Genomic DNA, 24,256 nt, shown 5'->3' with positions numbered 1-24,256 from the left:
GGTGGTCACCGGCTAGTCGTCGCCCGCCACCTCGGCGGGCGTGCTGACGGTCAGTTCGACGTCCTGAGCGAGCGAGACGAACGTGTAGACGGGTGCCCGCCGCGCCCATTCGTCGATCAGGTCCCGATCGAGATCGTCACCTTCGATCTCGACCTCGGCGGAGAGGTTCTCGAAGACCGAGTCGGCCTCTCTGAGTTCCTCGAGACTGAAGAGAACAGCCGGATCGAAATCGGTCCGGACGCGCGTCCGGAGGTGGTCGATATCCACGCCGTTCGCGGCGGCGTTGATGGTGATGCCGACGTTGATACAGGCGGCCAGCGCCGATAGCGCCGCTTCTATCGGCTCGAGCCGGTCTGTCCCGCCGACCCACCCGCCGGCATCCAGTACTTCCTTCCAGGCGCCGTAGGGAATCGTGTATTCGCGCGTTTCACGAGCGATCGTCTCGCCCCCGAGCTCGTAGCTATCGACTTTCGCCAGGCTGTGCGCGGCCGTCCCCTCGTAGGTCGCGGACGCCCCGAGGCCAAACTGGACGGCTTCGGGGCTCTCCGCTGCGTGTGCGGCGAATCCCTCGAGTGTTTCGAGATCGATACCGTGCGATAGTTGTCGTTCGTCAGTCATCGTTTGTGTCTCTCCCCGGTCAGAGCAACGTTCGTTCCCCCTCCCGGCAAGAGTAACGACGCGACTGAACGTATAGTAGCTATTTCGTGGAAATTCGGTAGTTCCTGCTGTTCACGCACTCACTGCAAAAGAGACATCGACTGCAATCCGGCGCTCGTCGAATCCGATCACGGTAAGTTACCCACCACGCCTCGAGATCCCGTGAAAAGCGATTGGAACGTAATCGGTCTGATCGCGCCGCTGGAAGCCTCATTCGACGCTCGTTCGCGGTTCGACGCGGCGTGCACCGGACCTGTAGGTTTCGTAGACGGACTCCGCCCACTCGCGGACCGCCGGTGCGTCGGTGTCGATCAGTGCATGTACCGTTCCGCTGTCCTGCTCGTAACAACTGATCGTAACGCATTCGTCGAGCAGACCGAGTCCGTACGGAAGAAGGTCGTCGTGCTCTAAAACAGTGAAATTGTCCCGTTGCATCATCTCCGAACTGCGTTCCGGGTACGTCGAAAGAAAGTACGTGTGACACTCACGTCGGTCGATCAACGTCATGTCTACGCCCGCATCGATCAGTTGGTGGAGCGCGTCGAAACACGGATCCATCAACGCGACTTCCGGGCGGAGAAACCGTAAGGTGGTCGTCTCTCGAAGAAGCGACTCGAATCGTCCCACCGGGCGATACGGGGCATCGGGTTCGGCGACGGTCACGGTCAGTTCCGACCACGTCTCGAACGGAAACTCGCCGATCGCGTCGGGGAGCCAGTGCCAGACGTGACGCAACTTTCGCTCGGTTTCGACTCGCTCGATCAAGTCCTCCATCCCGGACGCGATTGCCTCTCCCAGTCGTGTCGCCATGTACCGATATCCGTCTTTGCGGATCCAGTGCCGGTCGTCGAATTCGTCCAGCGTTCGGCGCATCGTGGAAGACGAAACGCCGGTCGACTCGCAGAGTTCGGAGCGGCTACGGGGACGCTCCGTCAGTGCGACGAGCGTCGGGATGCGGTGTTCGGACCGCGCTAGATACGCTATGTCGGCGACCGCCGGGTTCCCATCATGGTGGCCCGTGTTAACAAACACCATCGTCGAAGGTACGCTAAGGAACGTCAAAACGATTGCGTCCCAGGGGGGGGGTACCCAGCCGCGTCGCTCTGAGAACGGAACTCGACCGAGAAATCCGAACGCTCGAACTCAGGCGACTTTCGCGCTCGGTCCGACGGCCTCGATCGCCTCGAGGAAGATGCCGACCCCCATCTCGATCTCGCGTGCGGTCGAGTCCAGCGGCGGGAGCAGCCGGATGGTCTTCTTGCCACAGCCGAGCGTCAGGAGGCCGCGCTCGAGTGCGGCCTGAACGACCGCACTCCGGCGCTCGGGAGTGTCGAACTCGATGGCGAGCATCAGTCCCTTGCCGCGGACGTCCTCGACGTAGTCGGGCGCGTCGTCGCGCAGGAGGTCTTTGGCCTGCTCGCCGCGCCGGGTGGCGTTGTCGAGGAGGTCGTGTTCCTCGATGGCCTCGAGGGTGAACGCGCCCATCATCGAGCCGAGCAGGTCGCCGCCGCCGAACGTCGAGCCGAGCCGGTTCTTCTGATCGGGGAAGATTTCGGAGCGGGAGATGGTCGCCCCGACGCGCAGGGCTTTCGCGCTGGCGATCACGTCGGGTTCGATCGGGTAGTGGTCGGAGGCCCAGATCTCGCCGGTGCGGCCGACGCCGGCCTGGATCTCGTCGACGACCAGCGGGATGTCGTACTCGTCGGTGACGGCCGCGACCTCCCCCATGAACTCCTCGCTGGGGAAGCGGTAGCCGCCGACGCCCTGGATCGGCTCGAGCGTGAGGAAGGCGATCTCGTCGGGGTCGACGTAGCCGCCTTCGGGCGCGAGCATGTTGCGGAGTTGCGAGCCACCGCCGCCGAAGAAGCCGCAGTCGCAGCTGGCGGCGTCACAGCCGCGGTCCTCGCAGAACGGAACCGTTTCGATGCCGCTGATCTCGGGGTAGTGGCGCGTGTAAACGTCCTTGGACTTCGTGATCGACAGCGTCCCGAGGGTGCGGCCGTGGAAGCTCCCGGAGAAGGCCACGCCGTACTTCGACGGCGCGCGGTAATCGTTCGTGATCTTCATCGCGTTTTCCATCGCCTCCGCGCCGGAGTTCGAGAGGAAGACGGTGTCCATGCCGTACTGGCTCGAGACCTCGGTGAGTTTCTCCATGAGGTGACTCGAGCCGGGGAAGTCGGCCTCGTCGGGGCTGGGGCCGGAGCCGAAGTACATGTCCTGGCCGGCGATCTTCATCGGCTCGACGAGATCGAACTCCCGGACCTTCGAGAGGACCTTCTCGTTGTTGTAGCCGAGCGGTGCCGCGCCGATGTGACAGGTAAAATCGAGCAGGACGTTGCCGTCGACGTCCGTGACGAACGGGCCGTCGGCCTCCCGGGTTACGTCCCAGACGAATTCGTGGGAGTACTCGCTGGGAGCCGAGTACTCCTGGTGGAAGTTCACCCACTGCTGGGCGTTCGGACCCGGAAGCGCGTCCGCGTCGGGTTCCGCCGTGTCCCTATCCATACACAGATTATGTGTACCTCGTACATTAAAACTTGTTATCGGTTAACGAGTCGAAGTGAACGTGGTCGATTCGACCGCGCGAAAAAACGGACAGCATGACGGCCGACGCGGGGTCGACCGGCGGAGGTAGAGGGCCGCGAGCGGGGTCAGTCGTCGTCCGATTCGACGGGGCCGCCCCGACCGGGCGATTCGGGTTCGGCTTTCCTACTCGAGCCGATGAGGACGGTCTCGTCTTGCAGGAGCACGCGGCCGTAGTTCGAGCCGAAGTCCCTGATCAACGAGAGCATCGCGAGGAAGCAGACGAAGGCGAAGGGCGTGCCGGTGATGATCGCGGCCTGCTGGAGCGTGTTCGCGCTGCCCGTGCCGCCGAGAATCATCAGGATCGCCGCGGTCATGCCGAGGACGACGCCCCAGAAGATCCGGTTGATGGTCGACGGACGCGCCTTCCCGCCGGTCGTCATCATCGAGACGGCCAGCGTCGAGGAGTCCGCGGACGTGACGAAGAACGTCGTCACGAGGATCATGAAGGCCAGCATGAAGATCGATCCCATGGGGAACGCCTCGAACAGGATGAAGCCGGAGACCTCCGCGCCCTGTTCGCCGGCGATCACCGCGCCGAAGTCGGCAACGCCGTTGTGGTGGGCCCAGACCGAGGTGCCGCCGACGAACGTGAACCACGGGATGGTGGCCGCCGACGTGGCGACGATCCCGGTGAAGGCGACCTCACGAACGGTACGACCCTTGGAGATGCGGGCGATGAACAGGCCCGCGAACGGGGACCACGAGAGCGCCCACGCCCAGTAGAAGACGGTCCAGGCGTTCATCCAGTTCGTCGCCTCGGGATTGCCCCCACCGAACGCACCGGCCCCGGTGAAGAGGCTCATCGAGACGAAGTCGGAGATCATCCCGCCGATAGCCTGCGTACCGAGCAGGATCAGGAACAGCGTCGGGCCGACGATGAGCGTCGCGATCATGAGGACGACGAAGAGGATCATGTTGAAGTTCGAAAGCCGGCGGATCCCCTTGTCGACCCCGAGCACCATCGAGGTCGTAAACAACAACGTCATGAAGGTCACCACGAGGAGGATACCGATGTTCCCCATGCTGATCCCCCACTGGTAGTCCAGGCCGGTGACGAACTGGCTGCCGATGAAGCCCAGCGAAGTTGCCACGCCGCCAATCGTCGCGAAGACCGCGAGGATGTCGACGATCTTCGCGAACGGACCGTCCAAGTTCTCCGCGCCGATGATCGGCGTCAGTGCCGACGACACCCGCAGCGGGACGTTCTCGTAGTTGTACGCGAAGTAGCCGATCGCGATGCCCATGATGGTGAACACCGCCAGCTGGGGCAGCGCCCAGTGGAACAGCGTCTGTTGCGTCGCGATCGTCATCGCTTCGGCTGTACTGCCCTCGACGCCTTCGAACAGCGGCGAGGGGTTCGCGTAGTAGAACAGCGCCTCGGTCGGGCCCCAGAACACGACGCCGGCGGCGAACCCGGCCGAGTACAGCATCGCGAAGAACGACAGGAAGCTGTACTCCGGATCCTCGTCTCCCATCTTGATCTTGCCCCACGGCCCGATGATTAGGAACAAGAGGAAGATGACGATCAGGAACACGATCGACAGCAGTGCCCAGTTGAACGCGCCGAGCATCTGATCATTCAGCGTCGAGATACCGCTCTCGACCGTACTCGGGCTGATGAAGAACGCCGCGATCACCCCGACGGTCAACAGCGCGCCGAACAGGAAGACCACCGCGTCGATCTCCTCCAGGAACTCGTCGACCATTCCCTGGTCGGCGTCGGCGCTGCTCATCGTCTCACCTCCCCAGTCGAGCCGCAAGTCGATGCTTGCCCGAGTCTCCACCTACCATTCGCCATGCTGCATGATGGCATACCTCCACCATTGACGGCGTATACAATAAGTGTTTCTCACTCGCCGAGATAATCAACGGATTGTGTTGATCGCACATATGGCCAGAGAATACTATTATTCGAAATTTGCCTGACCATATGCATCTGTATAGTCTCTATTAATCAAAATTCTCAAATTATGGGGGCGTAGTATCCTGCTTGCGAAATTAAACGGTCGATCAATTACTGACAACCGCCACTCCGCGCGGTGTAGAGACCCGGCAACAGGATCAGCGTCGAGGGCCGTTCCCCGGCGGCCGAAAACGGAATCCGAAGGCGACCGTCTCAGTTCGTCAGTTCCTCGAGCGTGCGGTCCCGATCGATGGCGCTCTCTGCCACTCGCTCGGAGAACTCGTCGACGCGGTCCTTGATCTCCTCGCGGGTGTCGTCCGGCGAGAAGCCGTCGGACATCGTCAGCAGCCGAACGAACGCGCGGAGTTCCTCGTCGGTGAGCTGGGCGAACTGCTCGTTCTCGAGCTTTTCGATGACCTCGTCGACGTCGATCTGACCGACCGGTTCGACGTTGAACTCGACGTTGACCATCCGGTAGTTCGAGCCGGCCAGTCGCTGTTCGGCCTTGCCGACGCCTTCCGAGAGCATATCCTTGAACGGGGTGTGATAGCCCATCGTCCCGAGATGGAGAAAGGCGAGCATATCGGTGATCCCCTGCGTGTAGGCGTCGCGGTCCTCGGCGTCGGGATCGAAGACCGTCTCGCGGTCGCGTTCCTCCATGTACTCGAAGAGGATGCTGAAATCGAGGATCGCGTTCCGGACCCGTCGCCGGATCCGGTTTCGCTTCTGCTTTTTCGAGTGATCGGTGTAGTCGGTCTTCCGGCCGAGCAGGAAGTCGCGGTCGGAGGGTGTGAGAATACCGCGCGGGCGATCCGAGTCCGCCGCCGTCTGGAGCGACTCCGGCACGTCGTCCTGACTCATACAGTGTACACGGGTAGCGTGTGAATTAACGTTTCTGATCCGGCGAACGTGATTCCGTTCGAACAATTCGGCGGGCGGATACCGAGATTACGGTCGCCGTCGCGAGAGTTCGATGGCGGTCTCGGACAGCAACGCGACGCCGATCGCGAGGCTCGCCTCGTCCACGTCGAAGGTGGGCGTGTGGTGGCTCGTCGGGTGGTCCGTGCCGACGAGGACGTACGACGCGAGTCCCCCGTTGTCCTGGACACGCTGCATGAGGTAGGTGACGTCCTCGCTCACGCCGAACTCCTCGCTCGGAACGACTCGGTCGACACCATCGATCTCCCACGCGACGTTGCCGACGAGGTCCCGCAGCGCCGGATGGCTGTCGACGCGGGGCGACTCGCTGATTACGCGCGGCGTGACGTCGCAGTCGTGCATCTCGGCGGCGGCGTAGCAGATGCGCTCGAGTTCGGTTCGCATGTACTCCATCAGGGCCGTCGTCTCGCCGCGGACCTCGGCCTCCATCGTGACCTCCTCGGCGATGACGTTGCTCGCGGTCCCGCCCTCGATGTGGCCGACGTTCACTCGCGTCAGGCCGTCGCTGTGCCGGGGGATGCCGTAGGCGTTCTGAATCGCGGTGGCCGCCGCCTGCATCGCGTTGGCCCCCTCGTTCGGTGCCTTGCCGGCGTGGGCACTCGCCCCCTCGAACGTCGCGGTCAGGTGAGCCATCGCCAGCGGTTTCTCGATCCCTGCGACCACCTCGCCGGTCGGGTGGTCGAGGCCGATGTGAAGCGCGAGCAAGTAGTCCACGTCGTCGAGGTAACCGCTCTCGGCCATCGCCTTCCCCCCGCCGGAGATCTCCTCGGCGGGCTGGAAGAACACCTTCAGCGTCCCCTCGAACGCGCTGTCTTTCACCGCCTCGAGCGCGCCGAGCGCCATCGCGAGGTGGGCGTCGTGGCCGCAGGCGTGCATGTAGCCGTCGTGTTCGGAGCGAAAGCCCTCAGCGGCCGGCCGGTGATCGCCCTCGGTCGACTCCCGCATCGAGATCGCGTCGAGATCGACGCGCAGGCCGAGACACGGCCCCTCGCCTTGCTCGAGCACCGCGACGACGCCCGTGTGACCGCCGGCGGTGCGCTCTAAGATGTCCGACCGGACGCCGGCCTCGCGAGCCCGCTCGATCCACGGCTCTAGTTCCGACTCCGGGGGGACGGCCATGCGCTCGTCGGTCGCCAGCGCCTCGCGGCCGACGGCGATCTCGTCGACGCCGATCCGCTCGAGTTCCTCGACGACGCGGGCCGTCGTCCGGAACTCGCGCCAGCCGGGTTCGGGATGGCGGTGGAACGCCCGCCGTAACTCGCTCAGTCTGGTACGTGCCTCGTGAGACATTCTCTCCCAGAAATTAGGGCGAGGAACTACTTAACGGTAGTCAATAATCGTACATAGTCTACTCGAGATCGGTGTAAAAACCCCGCGGATCGGACGGGCGCCCGGTCCGACTCGAGGATCGGGCGTTTCAGATCGCCGGTGTCGCCGCAGTCGGCGACCGGCGGGCGTTCGCTGCGGGCGATTCAGCCGAGGTATGCGACCGCGTCCATCTCAACCCGGACGTCGTCGGGCAGCCGCGACACTTCGACGCAGACCCTCGCAGGCGGCTCCTCGCCGAACCGCGCGCCGTAAGCCTCGTTGACGCGCTCGTAGTCCTCGAGGTCGGTCAGATAGACGGTGACTTTGACGACATCTGCGAGCCCGTCGCCGCCGGCTTCGTCGACGACGGCGGCAATGTTGTCGAGGACGCGGTCGGTCTGGACCTGAATGTCGCCGTCGACGGCCTCGCCGGTGTCGGGATCCACCGGGCCGTAGCCGGAGACGTACAGCGTGTCGCCGGCGCGGACGCCCTGCGAGTAGGGGTTGTCGTTGCTCGGTGCGCCGTCGGTCTCGATGGGGTCGGTATCGGACATGGCTGGCTCGAGTCAGGCCGTCTGGGCCGCTTCGGCGGTCACGTCCTCGATCGCTTCGACGACGATATCGAGCGCGGTCTCGGCCAGGTCGTGGGTGAGCACGAGCGGGGGCAGGAACCGGAGCACGTTGCCGTGGCGACCGGCCGTCCAGACGAGGACGCCGCGTTCGAAACAGTACTGCTGGATCGCGTCGACGAGGTCGCCGTCGGGCTTTCCATCGGCGTCGACGAACTCCGCGCCGATGAACAGCCCCTTGCCGCGGATGTCGGCGAGCCGGTCGGTCTCGTCGGCGGCTTCGCGGAGGCGGCCCTGAATGTACTCGCCGAGGTCGCGAGCGTGGGCGAGGAGGTCGTGGTCCTGAATGTACTCGATGGCGCGGGTGCCGGCGCGCATGCCGACGACGTGGCCGCGGTAGGTACCGGCGTGGTCGCCCGATCCCCACGTGTCCAGGTCCTCGTGGTACATCGTCGCGGAAAGCGGGAACCCGACGCCGCCGAGCGCCTTCGCGGAGGTCATGGCATCGGGCGTGACGCCCTCCCAGTCGCTGGCCCACCACTGGCCGGAGCGTCCGAGCCCGCTCTGGATCTCGTCGAAGACGAGCGTCACGTCGTTGTCGTCGGCGATATCGCGCAGCCCCTGGAGGAAGCCCTCCGGTGGCGTGACGATCCCGCCCTCACCCTGGATCGGCTCGACGATGATGCCCGCCGGATTGGCGAGGCCGCCGTAGGGGTCCTCGACGATGGCCTGAACTTCCTCGAGCGCGTGATCGACCGCTTCCTCGGGCGACTTGTCCTGTCGGAAGGGATGGGGGTAGGGCGCGTGAACGACGTCCGGGAGCAGCGGCGTGTAGTGGCCCTTGAACTTCTTGTTCGACGTGACGCTCATCGCGCCGGTCGTCGCGCCGTGGTAGGCCCCGCGGAACGCGATGAGGCCGTCCCCGCCGGTGTTGTACTTCGCGAGCTTGATCGACGCCTCGATCGCGTCGCTGCCGGTCGGCCCGCCGAAGACGACCTTGTTCTGGCCCTGCAGGCCGTCGGGAGCGATCTCGTCCAGTTTCTCGATCAGTTCGAGGCGGGCCTCCGTCGGGAAGTCGACCGTGTGGACGAACTTGTCGGCCTGTTCGTGGACGGCCTCGAGCACGTAGGGGTTCGAGTGACCGACGTTCATCACGCCGATACCCCCGAAGAGGTCGATGTAGGTGTTGCCGTCTGCGTCGCGGACCGTCGCGCCTTGCCCCTCCTCGAAGGCGATCGGGATGTCCTCGGGGTAGGCGACCGCGCTACTGTCGATTTCGCGCTGTTTCTCGAGCAAGGCCCGAGTGTTCGGGCCGGGAACGGAGTCGACAGTCGGTGCATCCTCGAAATGGAGTTCGTCGATCGGCGGTCCTGCCGTCATACGTATGGGAAGGTGGAACAGTCATAAATAGCTTGTCCACAGTATCCATGAAGGCTGTATACAGTTACTGAACATAGTTGGCGCTCGGTGGATCGAGAGATGTCCAGGGTTCGTCGCGGCGGACCCGCGGTATCGGGACCGCACAACGGCGAATCCCCGGTTGATGCATTCAGCTATAGCGAACCGTGAGGGGCGTTATCGACCGTTTCCGTAATCAGGAGGTTTATCACCCTCTCCGACACAGCCCCGGTCAATGAACGACCGAAGTCGTGCGCACGGTCCGCCGAGACGGTCGATATCGAACGGGATCCGCCGACAGAGACGCCGATCGAAACGGGCCAGGGCGGGGGGAGGTAGCCCCGTATGAGCGCCGACGAGGAACTCGCGAAGGACCTCGGCCTGCTCTCTGCGATCGCGATCGGGATCGGGACGATGATCGGAGCCGGCATCTTCGTGTTGCCCGGCACCGCCGTCGCTCGAGCCGGGCCGCTCGCGGCGCTGACCTTCGTCATCGGCGGCGTCACCGCCCTGTTTACGGCCCTGTCGGCCTCCGAACTGGGAACGGCGATGCCCAAGTCCGGCGGCGCGTACTTCTACGTCAACCGCGCGCTGGGCCCGCTGTTCGGCTCGATCAGCGGGTGGGCCAACTGGCTGGGACTGGCCTTCGCGTCCGCGTTCTACATGTACGGCTTCGGGGAGTACGTCAACCAGCTCGTCGGCGCGCCGGCGATCGGGCTCGGTCCCGTCACGATTTCGGCGGCCCAGACGATCGGCCTCGTCGGCGCGGCGCTCTTTATCGCCGTCAACTACATGGGCGCGAAGGAGACCGGCGGCCTCCAGATCGGGATCGTCCTGACGCTGCTCGCCATCCTCGGCACCTTCACGGTCATCGGCCTGATGAACGCCGACCTCGAGTCGCTGCGACCGCTCGCCCCCGAGGGGACGCCCGGCGAGGTGCTTCCGGTGACCGCGATCGTCTTCGTCTCCTATCTCGGCTTCGTCCAGATCACCTCCGTCGCCGAGGAGATCAAGGATCCCGGGCGGAATCTCCCGCTCGCGGTCATCGGCTCGGTCGTCATCGTCACGGTCGTCTACGCGCTGTTCCTGCTCGTCTTGCTCGCAGCGGTTCCGAACGACCTCGTAGCGAACAACGATACGGCCGTCGTCGAGGCCGCCGAACTGCTCTTCGGTCAATACAGCGTCTTCGGGTTCAGTATGGGCGTGCTCGGCTGGGGGCTGCTCTTGCTGGGCGGCTTGCTCGCGACGGCCTCGAGCGCGAACGCGTCGATCCTCTCGTCGTCGCGGATCAACTTCGCGATGGGGCGGGAGAAGATCATCTCTCCGTCGGTCAACGAGATTCACCCCCGCTTCGGTACGCCGTACAAGTCGATCCTGATCACCGGCTCGCTCATCATCGTCTTCCTGCTCTTCGGTAACCTCGAGATCCTCTCGACGGCCGGCTCGGTGTTGCACCTGATCGTCTACGGTCTCCTGAACATCGCGCTGATCGTCATGCGGGAGGCCGAACCGGCCGACTACGATCCCGACTTCGAGGTCCCGCTGTACCCGTTCGTCCCGATCGTCGGCACGATATCGTCGTTCGCGCTGATCGCGTACATCGAACCGTTCGTAATCGTCCTCTCGGCGGCACTGGTCGTCTTCGCGGCGGTCTGGTACCTGCTGTACGCCCGCCAGCGCGTCGAGAGTGCCGGCGTCTTCGCCGGCTGGATCCTCGATCGATCCGAAGAGATGCCCGACGCCGCGGTGGCCGCGGCCGACACCGTCCGTCCCGACGCCGCCAAGGCGGCGGACGCGGGCGCGACCGGCGACGACTTCCGCGTGATGGTCCCGCTGGCCAACCCCCGGACCGAGAAGGAACTCATCACGCTCGCGGGAGCCATCGCGAAGCAACGCGGCGGGACCGTTCACGCGGTCCACATCGTTCAGGTCCCCGATCAGACGCCGCTGAAGCGGGCCGAGGAGAACGACAGCATCGACGCCGAGTCCCAGAAACTCCTCGAGAAAGCCCGGACCGACGCCGAGACGTTCGGTGTGCCCGTCGAGACCCACACCGTCCTCTCCCACCGCTCGTTCGAGGAGGTCTTCGACGCCGCCCGCACCTTCGAGGCCGATCAGGTCGTTATGGGCTGGGGACCGACCGCTCACGGCCGCGCCGAGTCCCGCATCGACGAGCTCACCCACGACCTCCCCTGTGACTTCCTGGTGTTGAAAGACCGGGGCTTCGATCCCTCCCACATCCTCGTCCCGACCGCGGGCGGTCCCGACTCGGTGCTCGGCGCCGAGGTCGCCCGACTGCTCCGCGAGGAGTTCGACTCCCGGGTGACGCTGCTGCACGTCCTCTCCGACGGCGAATCCCGCGAGGAGGGCGAGCAGTTCCTCGCGGAGTGGGCCGCCGAGAACGGCCTCGAAGACGCCGACCTGCGCATCGAGGACGGCGACATCGAGACCGCTATTGCCGGGGCGGCGACCGATGCGACTCTCCTCGTGATCGGTGCGACCGGGAAGGGGCTGCTCTCGCGGGTCGTCCGGGGATCGCTGGTACTCGACGTCCTCGACGATATCGAGTGTTCGGTGTTGCTCGCCGAGCGTGCCCGCGAGCGCTCCATGCGCGAGCGCTTGCTGGGGCGCAAGGGAGAGTAACCCCGCTCACCGCGCGACGAACGCATCGGCGCCGGTGGCTCCGACGGCGGCCGATACAGGGCCGGCGCCGGACACCCGACCTGATCCGCCTCGATAGCGACGCCGCGACGCTGCCCCGGCCGTCGCACAGTCACTCGAGAAACGGAGGAACCCTCTTGTCAGTCGCGACCACAGTACGTGCTATGATCCCGCCGATCGCGAGCCGGTTCGTCGCGGGGGAATCTCCTGCAACGGCACTCGATCACGTCCGTCAGTTGAACGATCGCGACGTGAAGGCGATCCTCAACCTGCTGGGCGAACACTACGACGACCGCGACGACGCGGCCGCCGACGCCGCCGAATATCGGCGACTGGTCGACGACATCGCCGGCTCGGACCTCGAGGCCTGTATCTCCGTCAAACCCTCGCAACTCGGGCTGGATCTGGGCGAGGACGTCTTCCGTTCGGAACTGACCGATATCGTCGACGCCGCGGCCGCCCGCGACGTCTTCGTCTGGATCGACATGGAAGACCACACGACGACCGACGCGACGCTCGACGCGTTCGAAAACGTCGCCCGCGAGCACGAGGGAGGCGTCGGAATCTGCGTACAGGCGAACCTCAGGCGCACGCGCGCTGACGTGCGCCGGCTGGCAGACGTACCTGGCAAGGTCCGGTTCGTCAAGGGGGCCTACGATCCGCCGGCCGACGTGGCCTACACGGACGGGGAACGGGTCGATCGGGAGTACCGTGACCTGCTCGAGTACGCGTTCGAACACTACGACGGTGGGATCGCGGTGGGGAGTCACGATCCGGCGATGATCGAGCACGCGACAGCGCTCCACGATCGGTACGGAACCGACTTCGAGTTTCAGTTACTCATGGGCGTGCGCGAGGACGCACAGGAGGACCTGGCCGCGGAGTACGAGGTCTGGCAGTACGTCCCCTACGGCGACCGGTGGAAGTCGTACTTCTACCGACGGGTCACCGAGCGGACGGACAACCTCCGCTTCGCGCTGCGGGCCGTCCTGACCGGGTGAGCAAAGCGGACGACGGACATTTGCCCGTCCGGCCCGACCTGACGGCTATGTGCGGTCGCTACACGCTCACCGTCGACGCGGACGACCTCGAGGCGCGGTTCGACGCCCGGTTTCGGAACGGCGACTCCGAGGCCGATCCGGCCTCGAACCCGGCGTTCGCCCCCCGCTACAACATGGCCCCCGGTCAGGAGCTGCCGGTGATCACGGACGCCGACCCGGAGACGATTCAGCGCCTCGAGTGGGGGCTGGTGCCGTCGTGGGCCGACGACGATACGGGCGGACTGATCAACGCGCGGGCGGAGTCCGTCGCCGACAAGCCGAGCTTCCGGGAGGCCTACGAGCGGCGCAGATGTCTCGTCCCCGCCGACGGCTTCTACGAGTGGGTCGAGACCGAAGACGGGAAACAGCCCTATCGAGTGGCATTCGAGGACGAGCGCGCGTTCGCGCTGGCCGGTCTCTGGGAGCGCTGGGAGCCGGAAACGACCCAGACCGGGCTGGACGCCTTCGGCGGCGGGGTCGAGGACGAAACCGAGAGCGGCCCACTCGAGACCTTTACCATCGTGACGACGGAGCCAAACGACCTCGTTGCGGACCTCCACCATCGGATGGCGGTGATCCTCGAGCCAGCGAACGAGCAGCAGTGGCTGACGGCCGACGATCCGCACACGTTGCTCGAGCCGCACCCGGCCGACGAGATGCGGGCGTACCCGGTATCGACGGCGGTGAACGACCCGTCGGTCGACGAACCGGGACTGCTCGAGCCGATCGAGACCAGAGAGTGAGCGTCCGTCGCGCGCGAGCGACCGTCCCGTTCCAACGAATATATGGTTTAGGTCTACCTAATCCCGCCGCATGGAGCTGACCAGACGGGACGCGGTCGCCGCGCTGGGGGCCCTCGGCGTCGGCGGGACGCTGGCGGGATGCGTCGCCCCGCCGGGCGCCGAGCCGATCGACACCGAGCGGATCCGCGAGGGGCTGGTCGCGGCCGCCGAGGTCGTCTATCCGAGCGAAGTCTCCGGGACGGCGACGTTCGTCGAGGCGTTCCTCGAGGGGCGGCTCACGGACCGGTCGCACGCGGAGGGAATGGAAACGGCGGTCGCGGAATTGGACGACAACGCGGCGGCGTGGTACGACGATCCGTTCCCAGCGTTGTCGGTTGCGGAGCGGGAGCAGGTCCTCCGGAACGTAAACGCCGACACTGCCGACGAAAACCCCGAGGGAACGATGTCCGAGCGGGTGCGGTACTACGTGGTGAACGAACTCCTGCTCGCGCTGTACGCCTCGCCGACCGGCGGGGAGCTGGTCGGGATCGAGAACCCGCAGGGCCATCCCGGCGGGATCGGGAGCTACCAGCGGGGGCCCGACGCGTGAGCGGGAGTCGGTCGCCGGCCGAGTCTGCCGGACCCGCGACCGACCTCGCCGACGATCGCACGCCGGTCGCGGACGCCGACGTCTGCGTGATCGGCGCGGGTCCCGCGGGCGGGATCGTCGCCGATCGACTCGCCGCGGCCGGCCGCGAGGTCGTGATCCTCGAGGCGGGACCGCGGTTCGAACCGGCCGACAGGCTCGCCAGACAGGAGCGGGCGATTCGCCCGTATTACGACCGACCGGCCGTCTGGGACGGCGACCCCGAGCGCGACGCCTACTCGTCGACGGGAGAGCGGTTCTATCCGCTGAATCACGCTCGCGCGAGGGGCGTCGGCGGCTCGACGCTACACTGGCAGGGGATGGTGATGCGGCTTCACGAGGCCGATTTCGACTCCCGAAGTGTCCGCGGCGTCGGCGCTGACTGGCCGATCGACTACGACGACCTCCGGCCGTACTACGCCGCCGCGGAGCGGGAACTCGGTGTCGCCGGCGCTCAGGACAACCCCTTCGCGCCGCCCCGCGAGGAACCCCATCCGATGCCGGCGTTTCCGCCCTCCTACAGCGACTCGCTGTTCGCCGAGGCCTGCGACGATTTGGAGATCGCGATGCACTCAGTGCCGAACGCGCGCAACTCGGAGGGGTACGACGGCCGGAGCGCCTGCGTCGGCTACGGCACCTGTCAGCCGGTCTGTCCCTCCGGCGCGAAGTACGACGCGACGGTCCACGTCGAGCGAGCCGAACAGCAGGGCGCGACGGTGATCGATCGCGTACCGGTCCAACGGCTCGAGCACACCGCCGACGAGATCACGGCGGCCGTCTACGCCACCCCCGACGGCGAGGAGCACCGACAGGAAGCGGACGCCTTCGTCATCGCCTGCGGCGGCGTCGAGACGCCGCGCCTCCTGTTGCTCTCCGACTCGAGCCGATACCCCGACGGGCTGGCCAACTCGAGCGGTCTCGTCGGGACGTTCTTCATGGATCACCTCTTCGCGGGCACGGGCGGCGTCGTAGACGTGCCGACGCGGCAGAACCACGTCGGCTTCCTCACGAGCGAGTCCCACCAGTTCTACGACGACGCCGACGACGAGTACGCGCCGTTCAAACTCGAGTTCTTCAACTACGACGGCCCCTCGCCCGTGAGGATGGCCTTGACCGGCAACGACTGGGGCGACGACCTGCTCGAGCGGCTGCGCTCGTCGTACGGCAACCACATCGGCATGGGCGGGCTGGTCGAACAGCTCCCGCGCGAGGACAGCTACGTCGGGCTCGATCCCGAGCGGACCGACGATCAGGGTAATCCCGTGCCCGACGTCCACTGGACTGTCGGCGATCGGGCGCTTCGCACCATCGAGCGCGTCAACGAGATTCAGGAGCGAATCCTCGCGGAACTCGGCGCGGAGATAACCTGGCAGGTCGGCCCGGACACCACCGGGCCCGCCTACCACCACATGGGGACGACCCGGATGGGCGACGACCCAGGCGAGAGCGTCGTCGGCCCCGACCTGCAGACCCACGACCTCGAGAACTGCTGGATCGCCTCGAGCAGCGTCTTCCCGACCGGCGGCGCGATGAATCCGACGCTGACGATTGCGGCGCTCGCGCTGAAGGCGGCCGATCACGTGCGCGAGGCGCTGTAACGACCCTGTCCGCTTTTTAGGCAAACCTAAAAGAATAAGTGCGACGGGCGGCGAGTACCGCCAATGACCACCGGGGAGCAACAGACGAGGACGGACGACGCCGACGAGTACACGTTCGACGACGTCAGCGTCGTCATGGGGACTTACAACGAGGAAGAAGCAATCGGAAAAGTCGTCTCGGACATCGAAGACGTGACCGACGGGAAGGCCGAGGTCGTCTGCGTCGACGGCTCGTCGGACCGCACGCCCGAGATCGCCCGCGAGCACGGCGCGACGGTGATCGAACAGGAACCGCAGGGGTACGGCGTCGCCGTCCGCGCAGCGATCCTCGCGCCCGACCGCCCGATCGTCGTCACCACCGACTGCGACGATACGTATCCGATGGAGCAGCTGCCGGAGTTCCTCGAGCTGATCAACGCCGGCTACGACGTGGTCAGCGGCGATCGGCTCTACCACGGCGCGGACGCGATGCCGGCGTTCAATCGCTTCGGCAACCACGCTTTCGCCGCACTCGCGAGCGTCCTGATGGGGACTCGCGTCCACGACACGACGACCGGGATGCGCGCCTACCGACGGGAGGTCGTCGAGTCGATCGAGTGGACGGAGAACACCGGCCTCTCGGCCGAACTCCTGATTCGGCCGCTGTTGCGGAACTACGACGTTCGCGAACACCCGATCGCCTATCGCGAGCGCGCCGGCGAGACGAAGCTCGATCCGATCCAGGGCGGGGCCGAGATCGCGAAATCGATCGTGAAGGTCTGTCTCGAGGAACGACTCCGGGAACTGCCACACGAACCGACGCAGTAAGAGGGGGATGCCGGAACCGGGCGATCGAACGGGCGTCGGCTCGCACTCGAGGCACTCCCGATAGCCGCCGGCCGCGGTTCAGCGTCAGTATCAGTTCTCAGGACCGCTCCGTCCCGTTTACCGTAGCGAGCTCGGTCCGGATGGAGACGCCGCTGGGTGCGCGGTCGGGGACGTACGCCGCTGCGCCACCACAGTCGCGGATCCCGCTGCAGCGTTCGACGCGAGGTGTCAGTGCACGGACGGTCCCGTCCTCGGTTCGGGTGGGGAGCTCGAGCCGATAGCTGAAGCTCCCGCCGGGTCCGCGGTCGACGAACACCGTCACGACTACCTCGTCCCGGTCGTCGACGGGGAGCGATTCGTTGGCGGCCCAGTTCGCGCCGTGTAATCGCGCGACGCCGTCGGTGACGGTCAACCGAACGGGCGTCTCGCTCGAGGCGTTTCGCGCGACGTACGTCGCGCTGGCCTCGTCGGTCGTGACGGTCGCGGCGACGCCGTCGGCCGCCGCCGGAACGCCGACGGTGGCGTTCAGTTCGACCGCGGAACCGGCGACGTGCTCGACCCGCTGGAGTCGAGACGCCTGCGGCGAACCGGCGTGGGGCGCCCACGCGCCCCGGTACGCGAACCGGTAGAGAGCGCGGTCGGGATACGCGTCGACGACGGCGAACGGGCGCTCGTCGAGCGCGTACACCGTCCGATCGTCGAAGTCGGGGCCGTTACGAAACGCCTGAAACGGATGCGCGAGCCAGTCGCCGTACGGCGTCGGGAGGAAGACGACTGCCGGCTCGGCGGGGCGGTCCTCGAGCGGCTCGTAGACCCGCTCGTAGGTGTCGGTCGCCGCCATGTTCCGGTCGAGTTTCTCGTCGAAATTCGTCGCCGTCACGCCGCCCACCGCGAGCGCGCTCACGAGCAGCGCCGCGACGAGCGTCGCGCGTGCGGCCCCAGGCGAGAGCTTCCGGTCGGCGGTCCGCCGAGCGGCGTCGGCCAGCGCGAGCGCCCCGACTGCGGCGAAGACCGCGAACGGCACCAGGAGATCGAAGTGGTAGTAGGGGCCGTGGGTGGCGATCAGGCCGTCGCCGGCGCGCTCGAGGTCGCCGAGGAGGTTGTAGTTCCCCCAGAAGTAGACGTTACCGACGGCGATGGTGGCGAACTGTCCGGCGAGGATGCCCTGCCGGGGCGAGAGTCCGCGCCGGACGGCGACGGCGAATCCGACCGCAGCCACCGCCGCGCCGACGAGTCCGCCCGCGATCCAGTCCGTGATGAACGTGGACAGCACCAGCGCGTTCGATCGCAGCGCCAGCCCGACGGTGTACTCGACGTCGTGGGCGAGGAGCCGCCGGTGGCCGAAGCCGAGCCCGTCCAGCGGGGCGAACGCTTCGTAGGGAAACACCAGCGCCGAGCCGGTCACGGTGGCGTTGTAGGCCAGCGCGAGCGCGACGCCGGCGAGCCCGAACGTCGCCGTCGCGGTCTGTCTGGGAAGCGTCCGCCGCGGGTCCCGGTAGAGCGTCCAGCACGCGTGAACGATGAACGGCGCGGCGAACAGCACCGCGGTGTAGGGCCGGGAGAAGAACGCCAGACCGATCGCCGCGCCGGCTACCGCGGCCCAGCGTCGATCGTCCGTCCGGTCGGCGCGTAGATAGCCGTAGGCGAAGGCCAGGTTGAGCATCGTCGTCGGCGCGTAGGGGAGGAAGACGGCCGACTCGATGAGGAACAGCGGCGAACAGAGCACGATTACGGCGGCGACGAGGCCGGTCCGTCGGTCGAAGGTCTCGCGGACGACCAGCGCCACGAGCGCGAGTATCGCGGCGGCGATGCCCGGCAGCGCGAGTCGATACCCGCCGGCGAGTTCGCCGAGGGCGAAGATCGCCGCGGGGACGGGGGCGTACTTCGGGTAGAGCCGGTCGCCGTCCTCGACGAAGAACCACGGGCGGAAGGCGTCCTCGACGGGCGGCCGAACGAACAGTTGCCCGTCGAGCAGCATCGCCGCCTGCTGGAGGTAGACGCCCTCGTCGTGGTTGAGCGAGAGGAACGGAAAGGCCCGCGTCGCGAGTAGCCAGACGACGACGGCACCAGTGAGGGCCACGACGGCGACCGCCGCCCGCCACGTTCGGCGTTTCATCGGTCGATCAGCGTTGTGGAACCGCTGCCAGTCACGGTCGGCTCACCGTCCCTCCTGTACGAGTATCACGGCCATCGACAGCCCGGAAATCCCGATCAGTACGAGCGCCGGTACCGCCGCCTGTCCGTACATCCCGGCTTCCTCGACGCTCCAGATGTAGGTCACCAGCGTCTCGAATCCGAGCGGGCGAAGCATCAGCGTCGCGGGTAGCTCCTTCATGGTCGTGAGGAAGACGAGCGCGGCGCCGGCCGCCACGCCCGGCAGGATCAGCGGCAGGGTCACTTTTCGGAAGGTAGCCAGCCGAGACCGGCCGAGCGTGCGAGAGGCTTCGACGAGTTCCCGATCCACCTGCAGCGTCGAGGTCCGGATCGAACCGATCGCCTGGGGCATGAACCGGACGACGTAGGCGAACACCAGCAGCGGGATCGTCTTGTAGACCGCCGGCAGCACGTCGAGGGTGAAGCTGAGCAACGCGATCGCGAGGACGATCCCCGGCGTCGCGTACCCGACGTACGGCGCGCGATCGGCCAGCGCCGCCAGCCGCGAACTCGAGGTCGCCGACGCGATCGCGATCGGCAGCGCCACGAGGACGGACGCCCCGGCCGCCAGTAACGCGACGTACGCCGAGTTGAACCCGTACTCCCACTCGAACGCCAACTGGCCGGCCTCGTAGCCGGGGCCGCCCGCGGTCAGCCACATCGCGAAAATGCCGATCGGGAGTGCGATCGCTAGCAGGGAGACGACGGTCGGGAGTAACAGAGCCGCATACCGCCAGCGCCCGAGTCCGAGGTCGGCGCTGCCGCGATGGCCGCCGCTCTCGTAGGCCCCCGACTCGTCGACGCCGATTCGGGACTCGATCGCGAGGATAATCGCCGTCACGGTCAGCAACTGCAGCGACAGCAACGCGGCGTAATCGCGGGCGAACGCGTTGTACCGGGCGTAGATGAACTGCGTGAACACCTCGACGCGCATGATGTTCGGCGTTCCGAAGTCCGCCAGCGCGTACAGCGCCACGAGCAGCGCCCCAGCGGTGATTCCGGGGAGGATCTGTGGGAGCGTAATCCGGCGAAACGCCTCCCAGCGACCGGCGTTGAGCGTCCGCGCCGCCTCCACCAGCGAACCGTCGAGCGAGAGCAGCGACGCTCGAGTCGTCAGAAAGACGTACGGATACGTGTACAGCGTCAGCACGAACGCAGCCCCGGCGAACCCGTAGACGGACGGGATCGACTCGACGCCCAGCGGCGCGAGGAGGTCGGCGAGTTCGCCGCGCGGTCCGAACGCCGAGACGAACGCGAAGGCCCCGAGGTAGCTCGGGACCGCGAGCGGCAACGCGGCCAGAACGGTCCAGAACCGGGGAAACGGAATCCCACCCTGAACCGTCAATAGCGCGAGCGGGACGCCGAGCAGGACGCTCGCGCCGGTGACGACCGCGACGAGGGCGACGCTCCGAACCAGCACCTCGAGGGTCTGAGAGGCGACGGAGAGTTCGAGCGCCCGCGCGCCGAGCCCGGCGGCGTCGACGACCAGCCAGACTAGCGGAAGAACGAGTGCGGCCGCGATGGCCGCGGCGAGCAGGGTGAGTCCCACATCGGCGGCGGAGTCGTCTCCGTCCGCCCCTCGCGCGATCGTGCGAGCAACCTGCTCTCGAAGGCTCATCCCGAGACGCCAGCCTCGTCCATCAGCTCGAGGGTCGGCTCGATGTTCGAGAGCTTCGAGAGGTCGATCTCCGGCGGGCTCAGTTCGTCGATCGTCGGCAGGCCGCCGACCGGGGCGACGCCCTCGATCATCGGGTAGGCGAAACTCTGCGTCGCGAAGAACTCCTGGGCCTCCGCGGAGAGCAGGTGGCGGACGAAGTCGTCGACCAGCTCACCGCGCTGGGTTCCCTTGACTTTCAGCGCGCCGGCGACGTTGATCAGGGCTCCGGCGTCGCCGTTCGTAAAGGCCAGATCGATCGGCGCGTCCGGCCGCCCGTTCTTGACCCGCATCGCGTAGTAGTGGTTGGCGAAGCCGGCCGTCAGGGCACCGTCGGCGACCGCCTGCGAGACGGCGTATTCGTTGCCGTACCGCTCGGTGCCGGCTTCCCGCATGGAGACCAGCCAGTCTCGAGTCGTCTCCTCGCCCTCGAGCAGCCGCATGGCCGTCACGAACGATTTGAACGCGCCGTAGGTCGGCGCCCAGCCCATCGTTCCCTGCAGCGCATCAGTGTTCGGGAACTCCTGGACTGTGTTCGGGATATCCGACGCGCTCAGTTCGTTGGTGTTGTACGGGACGGCGCGTGCACGGCCGGCGACGCCGGCCCACGCCTTGTCGCCGCCGACGTACTGACTGTTGGCGACGGGCTCGACCGCCGCGTCCGACAGCGGTTCGTAGGCGTCGTTGTCCGCGACGAACCCGAGCGAACTGGCGTCGATCGACCAGAACACGTCCGCCTGGGCCGCACCCGCGTCGACCTCCTCGACGATGGTCTGGGCCAGCGACGCCGAACTGTTGTCGCTCGGGTGGACCTCGAAGTCGGGATAGATCTGCTCCAGCATCTCGACGAACTGGTAGTAAATGCCCCCTTCGCCGCCGCCGATGTAGAGCGCGAGATCGCCCGACAGGTTCGGCAGTTCCTCGATGGAAGTCCCGCCGGGCGCGGACCGCCCCTCGACCAGCGAACCGGAACCCCGGAACTCCGAGAGTGACGGGATCTCGGCGTTCTGCTCGTCGTTGCCGAAGAACCCGAGACAGCCCGCGAGCGAGGTAACGCCCAACGCCGTCCCGGCCCCCAACGCAGTCCTGCGCGAAATCGCACGTCGTCCGCCGTCGTCGTTCATAGTCGGTTTAGGCCAACCTAAATCCTTATAGTTGACGATTCAGTCGTCGGCGACGACGCGACCGCGTTCGACCTCGAGGCCGGCCTGGGGACGGAGTTCCGTCAGGCACTCGAGCCAGTCGCGCATGTGCTCGCCGACGTAGTTGAAGAACGCGCCGTTGTTGTAGTCCGACCAGTCGCCGTCGGCGAGTTCGTCGGCCATCGCCTCGAAGACCGCCGCGTAGGAGTCGGCGTCCGAGCCCGCATCGTCGATTATGCGCCAGAGGTGTTCGTTGAGCTCGAGGCCGGGCACCTCGTTGTTGAGATCGTCGAAGGTGCTGCGCGGGGCCTTGTTGTGCTCACACAGCGGCGCGCCGTTGTAGATGCGCTTGCCGAGCACGTCGCAGGCCCGCTTGAGGAAGACGCCCGACCAGATGTCGTCGAACCGGCCGACGTCCCACTCGTTGTCGTCCATCGGGAGCTGGTAGAACGCGGGGATCACCTCGCGCCGGAAGGCGAGGTTCATCGAGCAGACGGTGAGGTAGTTGCCGCGCTCGGCGACGAAGTCGTCGCCGAAGTCGTCCTCGGTCGTGCGGGTCTGGGCCTGCCCCTCGAGGTCGCCGTCCATCAGGATGCGAACGGCGTCGAGGTCGGGAACGTTCGTCCACAGCCCCTGCGAGGCGACGACCTCGCCGCCGTCGATCTCGGTCGTGCCGGTCTCGACGGTCTCGTTCATCGCCGAATACGGATATCCACGGGGGTAGAGCCCGTGCTCGTCGGCGTTCTGGTAGAGGACGTTGACCCATTGCTCGTCGGAGGAGACCGATTCGATCTCGCCCTCGAACGCGAGATTGTCCATGTGCGTACCGAAGAAGTCCTCGTCGGGATGTGGCAGGGTGTCGTCGTCGATGAAGAAGCCGTAGTCGAACTCGTCGTGGGCCCACATGTAGAGCAGCCCGAAGCTCGTCTCGGCGTGGCTCGCCGCCGGGACGACGTGGCCGTACTCCGCCACGTCGTGGGCGTCGTACCACTCTTCACGGCGACTGCCGTCGAAGACTTCCCCCGATACGCCCTCGTCTTCGAGCATCGCTTCCATTTCCTCGGTCTCACAGAAGTCCTCGGTGACCAGTACGACGTGGAGCCGCGAGAGGTCGAAACCGTGCTCGCGCGCGTTTCCGAAGTACGAGCGCATGCACTCGTACTCCCTGATCGTCGGCACGATCACGCAGATGTCCTGACTCATTGCCTCGCTATTTTTTAGGTTGGCCTAAAAGACTGCCGGTTTCCCGCGTCGCGTCCGGCGTCGATTCGGGCCCGTCCGAAAGTGAGATACCGAGCGCGGCGACGGAGCCGGCACCGCCGGCCAGCGTCACGCCGTTTTTGAGCGCGTGATCGACGATAGCGGCCGCCAGCGCCGTGCTCGCGCCGACGGGCGTGAGCCCGACGACCAGAGCGGTAAAGGCGGCCTCGTAGAGTCCGACCCCGCCCTGCGAGAGGGGCAACACCTTCGCGAGATTCCCGACACTGACCGCCAGCGTTCCGACCGTCAACAGGGTCGCGAACGCGAGACCGCTTCCGAGCGCCGCGAGGACGAGAATCGCCGTCAGCACGTCGAGCGACCAGACGAGGAGGCTTCCGGCACCGATCCGTCCGAGCGCCCGCGGCTGGCGAGCGACCGTCTGTACGTCAGTCGCGAAGCGAAGCGCGGTCTCGAGCGCCCCCGCGAGCCGCGGTCGTCCCGCGACCAGCGTCCGGAGTCGCGCGCCGAGTCCGTGGTCCGCTCGAGCCGAGGTAACGACCGCGAGACCGACGCCCGCGGTCGTCGCGCTCACGGCCGCCGCGGCCAGCGCGGCGGTTCGCGCACCGTCGCCCGAGAACGCGGTCTCGAGCGCGCCGGCCGTGCCCCCTAGCGCGAGCCACGCGATCGCGAGCCCCGCGAGGACGGCGATGGTCGCCAGATCGAACACCCGTTCGACGGCCAGCGACGCGAAGCCTGCCGCGTAGGGAACGTCTCGGCGAGTCCGCATCACGTGTGCGCGAACCGCGTCACCGGCACGCGCCGGAATCGCGAGGTTCGCCGTCTGACTGACGAAGACGGCCGCCGTTGCAACGGCGGTGTCACTGCGCTGGTCCATCGCAGCCAGCACGTCGCGGTACCGACGGCCCCGGAGGGGCCACGAGACGGTGTAGACGGCGATCGCGGCCCCCAGCAACCAGGGATCGGCGCTCGAGACCTCGGCGACGACAGTCCGAACGTCGATCTCCCGGAGCGCGATGATCAGTCCGAGTAGCACGAGGGCCGTCCCGGCGACCGTCAGCCGGCGCCGGGTCAGGACGGCAGCGATCCCGCGGCTCGACGAGCCGCCATCGTTGCCGTCCCGTGAATCCGATCGCTCGCCCTCGTCGTTCACATTGCTGTTCTCTCGGGGCCAGATATTTAAGCCCACCTAAAACACGGTCGAACGGGTCCGACGGTCGCTCTCGAGCGTCTTTCAGTCGAATCGAACCGCCG

General features: G+C 66.6%; 19 protein-coding genes. 6 read left to right on the top strand and 13 right to left on the bottom strand.

Annotated features, from left to right (window positions below):
- Positions 1-12: 12 nt before the first annotated feature.
- The 8 genes from NDO75_RS10465 to NDO75_RS10430 form a co-directional block, all read right to left on the bottom strand.
- Positions 13-618 carry an OsmC family protein gene (locus tag NDO75_RS10465; protein WP_310906154.1) on the bottom strand — a complete coding sequence of 202 codons (606 nt, stop codon included), beginning with the start codon at positions 616-618 and terminating at the stop codon, positions 13-15.
- 249 nt (positions 619-867) lie between these two features.
- The gene (locus NDO75_RS10460) at positions 868-1,692 is read right to left on the bottom strand and encodes a MarR family transcriptional regulator (protein ID WP_310906153.1); all 825 of its coding nucleotides are present in this window, start codon (positions 1,690-1,692) and stop codon (positions 868-870) included.
- A 108-nt stretch (positions 1,693-1,800) separates the two neighbouring features.
- Positions 1,801-3,162 carry an aminotransferase class III-fold pyridoxal phosphate-dependent enzyme gene (locus NDO75_RS10455; RefSeq protein WP_310906152.1) on the bottom strand — a complete coding sequence of 454 codons (1,362 nt, stop codon included), beginning with the start codon at positions 3,160-3,162 and terminating at the stop codon, positions 1,801-1,803.
- A 146-nt stretch (positions 3,163-3,308) separates the two neighbouring features.
- The gene (locus tag NDO75_RS10450; RefSeq protein ID WP_310906150.1) at positions 3,309-4,976 is read right to left on the bottom strand and encodes a BCCT family transporter; all 1,668 of its coding nucleotides are present in this window, start codon (positions 4,974-4,976) and stop codon (positions 3,309-3,311) included.
- Between the two features lie 383 nt (positions 4,977-5,359).
- The gene (locus NDO75_RS10445; protein ID WP_310906149.1) at positions 5,360-6,007 is read right to left on the bottom strand and encodes a hypothetical protein; all 648 of its coding nucleotides are present in this window, start codon (positions 6,005-6,007) and stop codon (positions 5,360-5,362) included.
- Between the two features lie 87 nt (positions 6,008-6,094).
- Positions 6,095-7,375, bottom strand: coding sequence for an amidohydrolase (locus tag NDO75_RS10440; RefSeq protein ID WP_310906148.1), 1,281 nt, complete (start codon positions 7,373-7,375; stop codon positions 6,095-6,097).
- Positions 7,376-7,557: 182 nt separating this feature from the next.
- Positions 7,558-7,947 (bottom strand): Rid family detoxifying hydrolase, encoded by a 390-nt coding sequence (locus NDO75_RS10435; protein WP_310906147.1) that lies wholly within the window; start codon positions 7,945-7,947, stop codon positions 7,558-7,560.
- A gap of 12 nt (positions 7,948-7,959) precedes the next feature.
- A complete protein-coding gene (locus NDO75_RS10430; protein ID WP_310906145.1) occupies positions 7,960-9,342 on the bottom strand; it encodes an aspartate aminotransferase family protein in 1,383 nt (460 codons plus the stop codon).
- Positions 9,343-9,705: 363 nt separating this feature from the next.
- Here NDO75_RS10430 and NDO75_RS10425 point away from each other — a divergent pair, with 363 nt between their 5' ends.
- From NDO75_RS10425 to NDO75_RS10400, 6 genes are all read left to right on the top strand, one after another.
- Entirely contained in the window at positions 9,706-12,003 is a 2,298-nt protein-coding gene (locus NDO75_RS10425; RefSeq protein WP_310906144.1) for an amino acid permease, read from the top strand.
- Between the two features lie 182 nt (positions 12,004-12,185).
- Entirely contained in the window at positions 12,186-13,022 is an 837-nt protein-coding gene (locus NDO75_RS10420; RefSeq protein ID WP_310906143.1) for a proline dehydrogenase family protein, read from the top strand.
- A 47-nt stretch (positions 13,023-13,069) separates the two neighbouring features.
- The gene (locus NDO75_RS10415; RefSeq protein WP_310906142.1) at positions 13,070-13,804 is read left to right on the top strand and encodes an SOS response-associated peptidase; all 735 of its coding nucleotides are present in this window, start codon (positions 13,070-13,072) and stop codon (positions 13,802-13,804) included.
- A gap of 70 nt (positions 13,805-13,874) precedes the next feature.
- Positions 13,875-14,393, top strand: coding sequence for a gluconate 2-dehydrogenase subunit 3 family protein (locus tag NDO75_RS10410; protein WP_310906141.1), 519 nt, complete (start codon positions 13,875-13,877; stop codon positions 14,391-14,393).
- Positions 14,390-16,027 carry a GMC family oxidoreductase gene (locus NDO75_RS10405; RefSeq protein ID WP_310906139.1) on the top strand — a complete coding sequence of 546 codons (1,638 nt, stop codon included), beginning with the start codon at positions 14,390-14,392 and terminating at the stop codon, positions 16,025-16,027. The genes NDO75_RS10410 and NDO75_RS10405 overlap by 4 nt, the downstream gene beginning before the upstream one ends.
- A gap of 63 nt (positions 16,028-16,090) precedes the next feature.
- Positions 16,091-16,834, top strand: coding sequence for a dolichyl-phosphate hexose transferase (locus tag NDO75_RS10400; RefSeq protein WP_310906138.1), 744 nt, complete (start codon positions 16,091-16,093; stop codon positions 16,832-16,834).
- Positions 16,835-16,931: 97 nt separating this feature from the next.
- Here the strand turns inward: NDO75_RS10400 and NDO75_RS10395 are convergent, their stop codons facing one another.
- Genes NDO75_RS10395 through NDO75_RS10375 form a run of 5 tightly spaced genes read right to left on the bottom strand, consistent with a single transcriptional unit; the run spans position 16,932 to position 24,155 of the window.
- Positions 16,932-18,950 carry a glycosyltransferase family 39 protein gene (locus NDO75_RS10395; protein WP_310906137.1) on the bottom strand — a complete coding sequence of 673 codons (2,019 nt, stop codon included), beginning with the start codon at positions 18,948-18,950 and terminating at the stop codon, positions 16,932-16,934.
- A gap of 42 nt (positions 18,951-18,992) precedes the next feature.
- Positions 18,993-20,606: an iron ABC transporter permease gene (locus NDO75_RS10390; protein ID WP_310906136.1), complete on the bottom strand. Its 1,614-nt coding sequence runs from the start codon at positions 20,604-20,606 to the stop codon at positions 18,993-18,995.
- On the bottom strand, positions 20,603-21,766 hold the full coding sequence (locus NDO75_RS10385; RefSeq protein ID WP_310906135.1) for an extracellular solute-binding protein: 1,164 nt from the start codon (positions 21,764-21,766) through the stop codon (positions 20,603-20,605). Before NDO75_RS10385 ends, NDO75_RS10390 begins: the two co-directional genes overlap by 4 nt.
- A gap of 39 nt (positions 21,767-21,805) precedes the next feature.
- Positions 21,806-22,987 carry an alpha-1 4-glucan-protein synthase gene (locus NDO75_RS10380; RefSeq protein WP_310906133.1) on the bottom strand — a complete coding sequence of 394 codons (1,182 nt, stop codon included), beginning with the start codon at positions 22,985-22,987 and terminating at the stop codon, positions 21,806-21,808.
- A 7-nt stretch (positions 22,988-22,994) separates the two neighbouring features.
- On the bottom strand, positions 22,995-24,155 hold the full coding sequence (locus tag NDO75_RS10375; RefSeq protein WP_310906131.1) for a lysylphosphatidylglycerol synthase transmembrane domain-containing protein: 1,161 nt from the start codon (positions 24,153-24,155) through the stop codon (positions 22,995-22,997).
- Positions 24,156-24,256 lie beyond the last annotated feature (101 nt).

This window comes from Natrinema sp. 1APR25-10V2 (assembly GCF_031626495.1).
In the GTDB taxonomy this organism is placed as follows: Archaea; Halobacteriota; Halobacteria; order Halobacteriales; family Natrialbaceae; genus Natrinema.
Note: the sequence above shows the minus strand (reverse complement) of the source record. Positions and strands in the feature narration are given on the sequence as shown.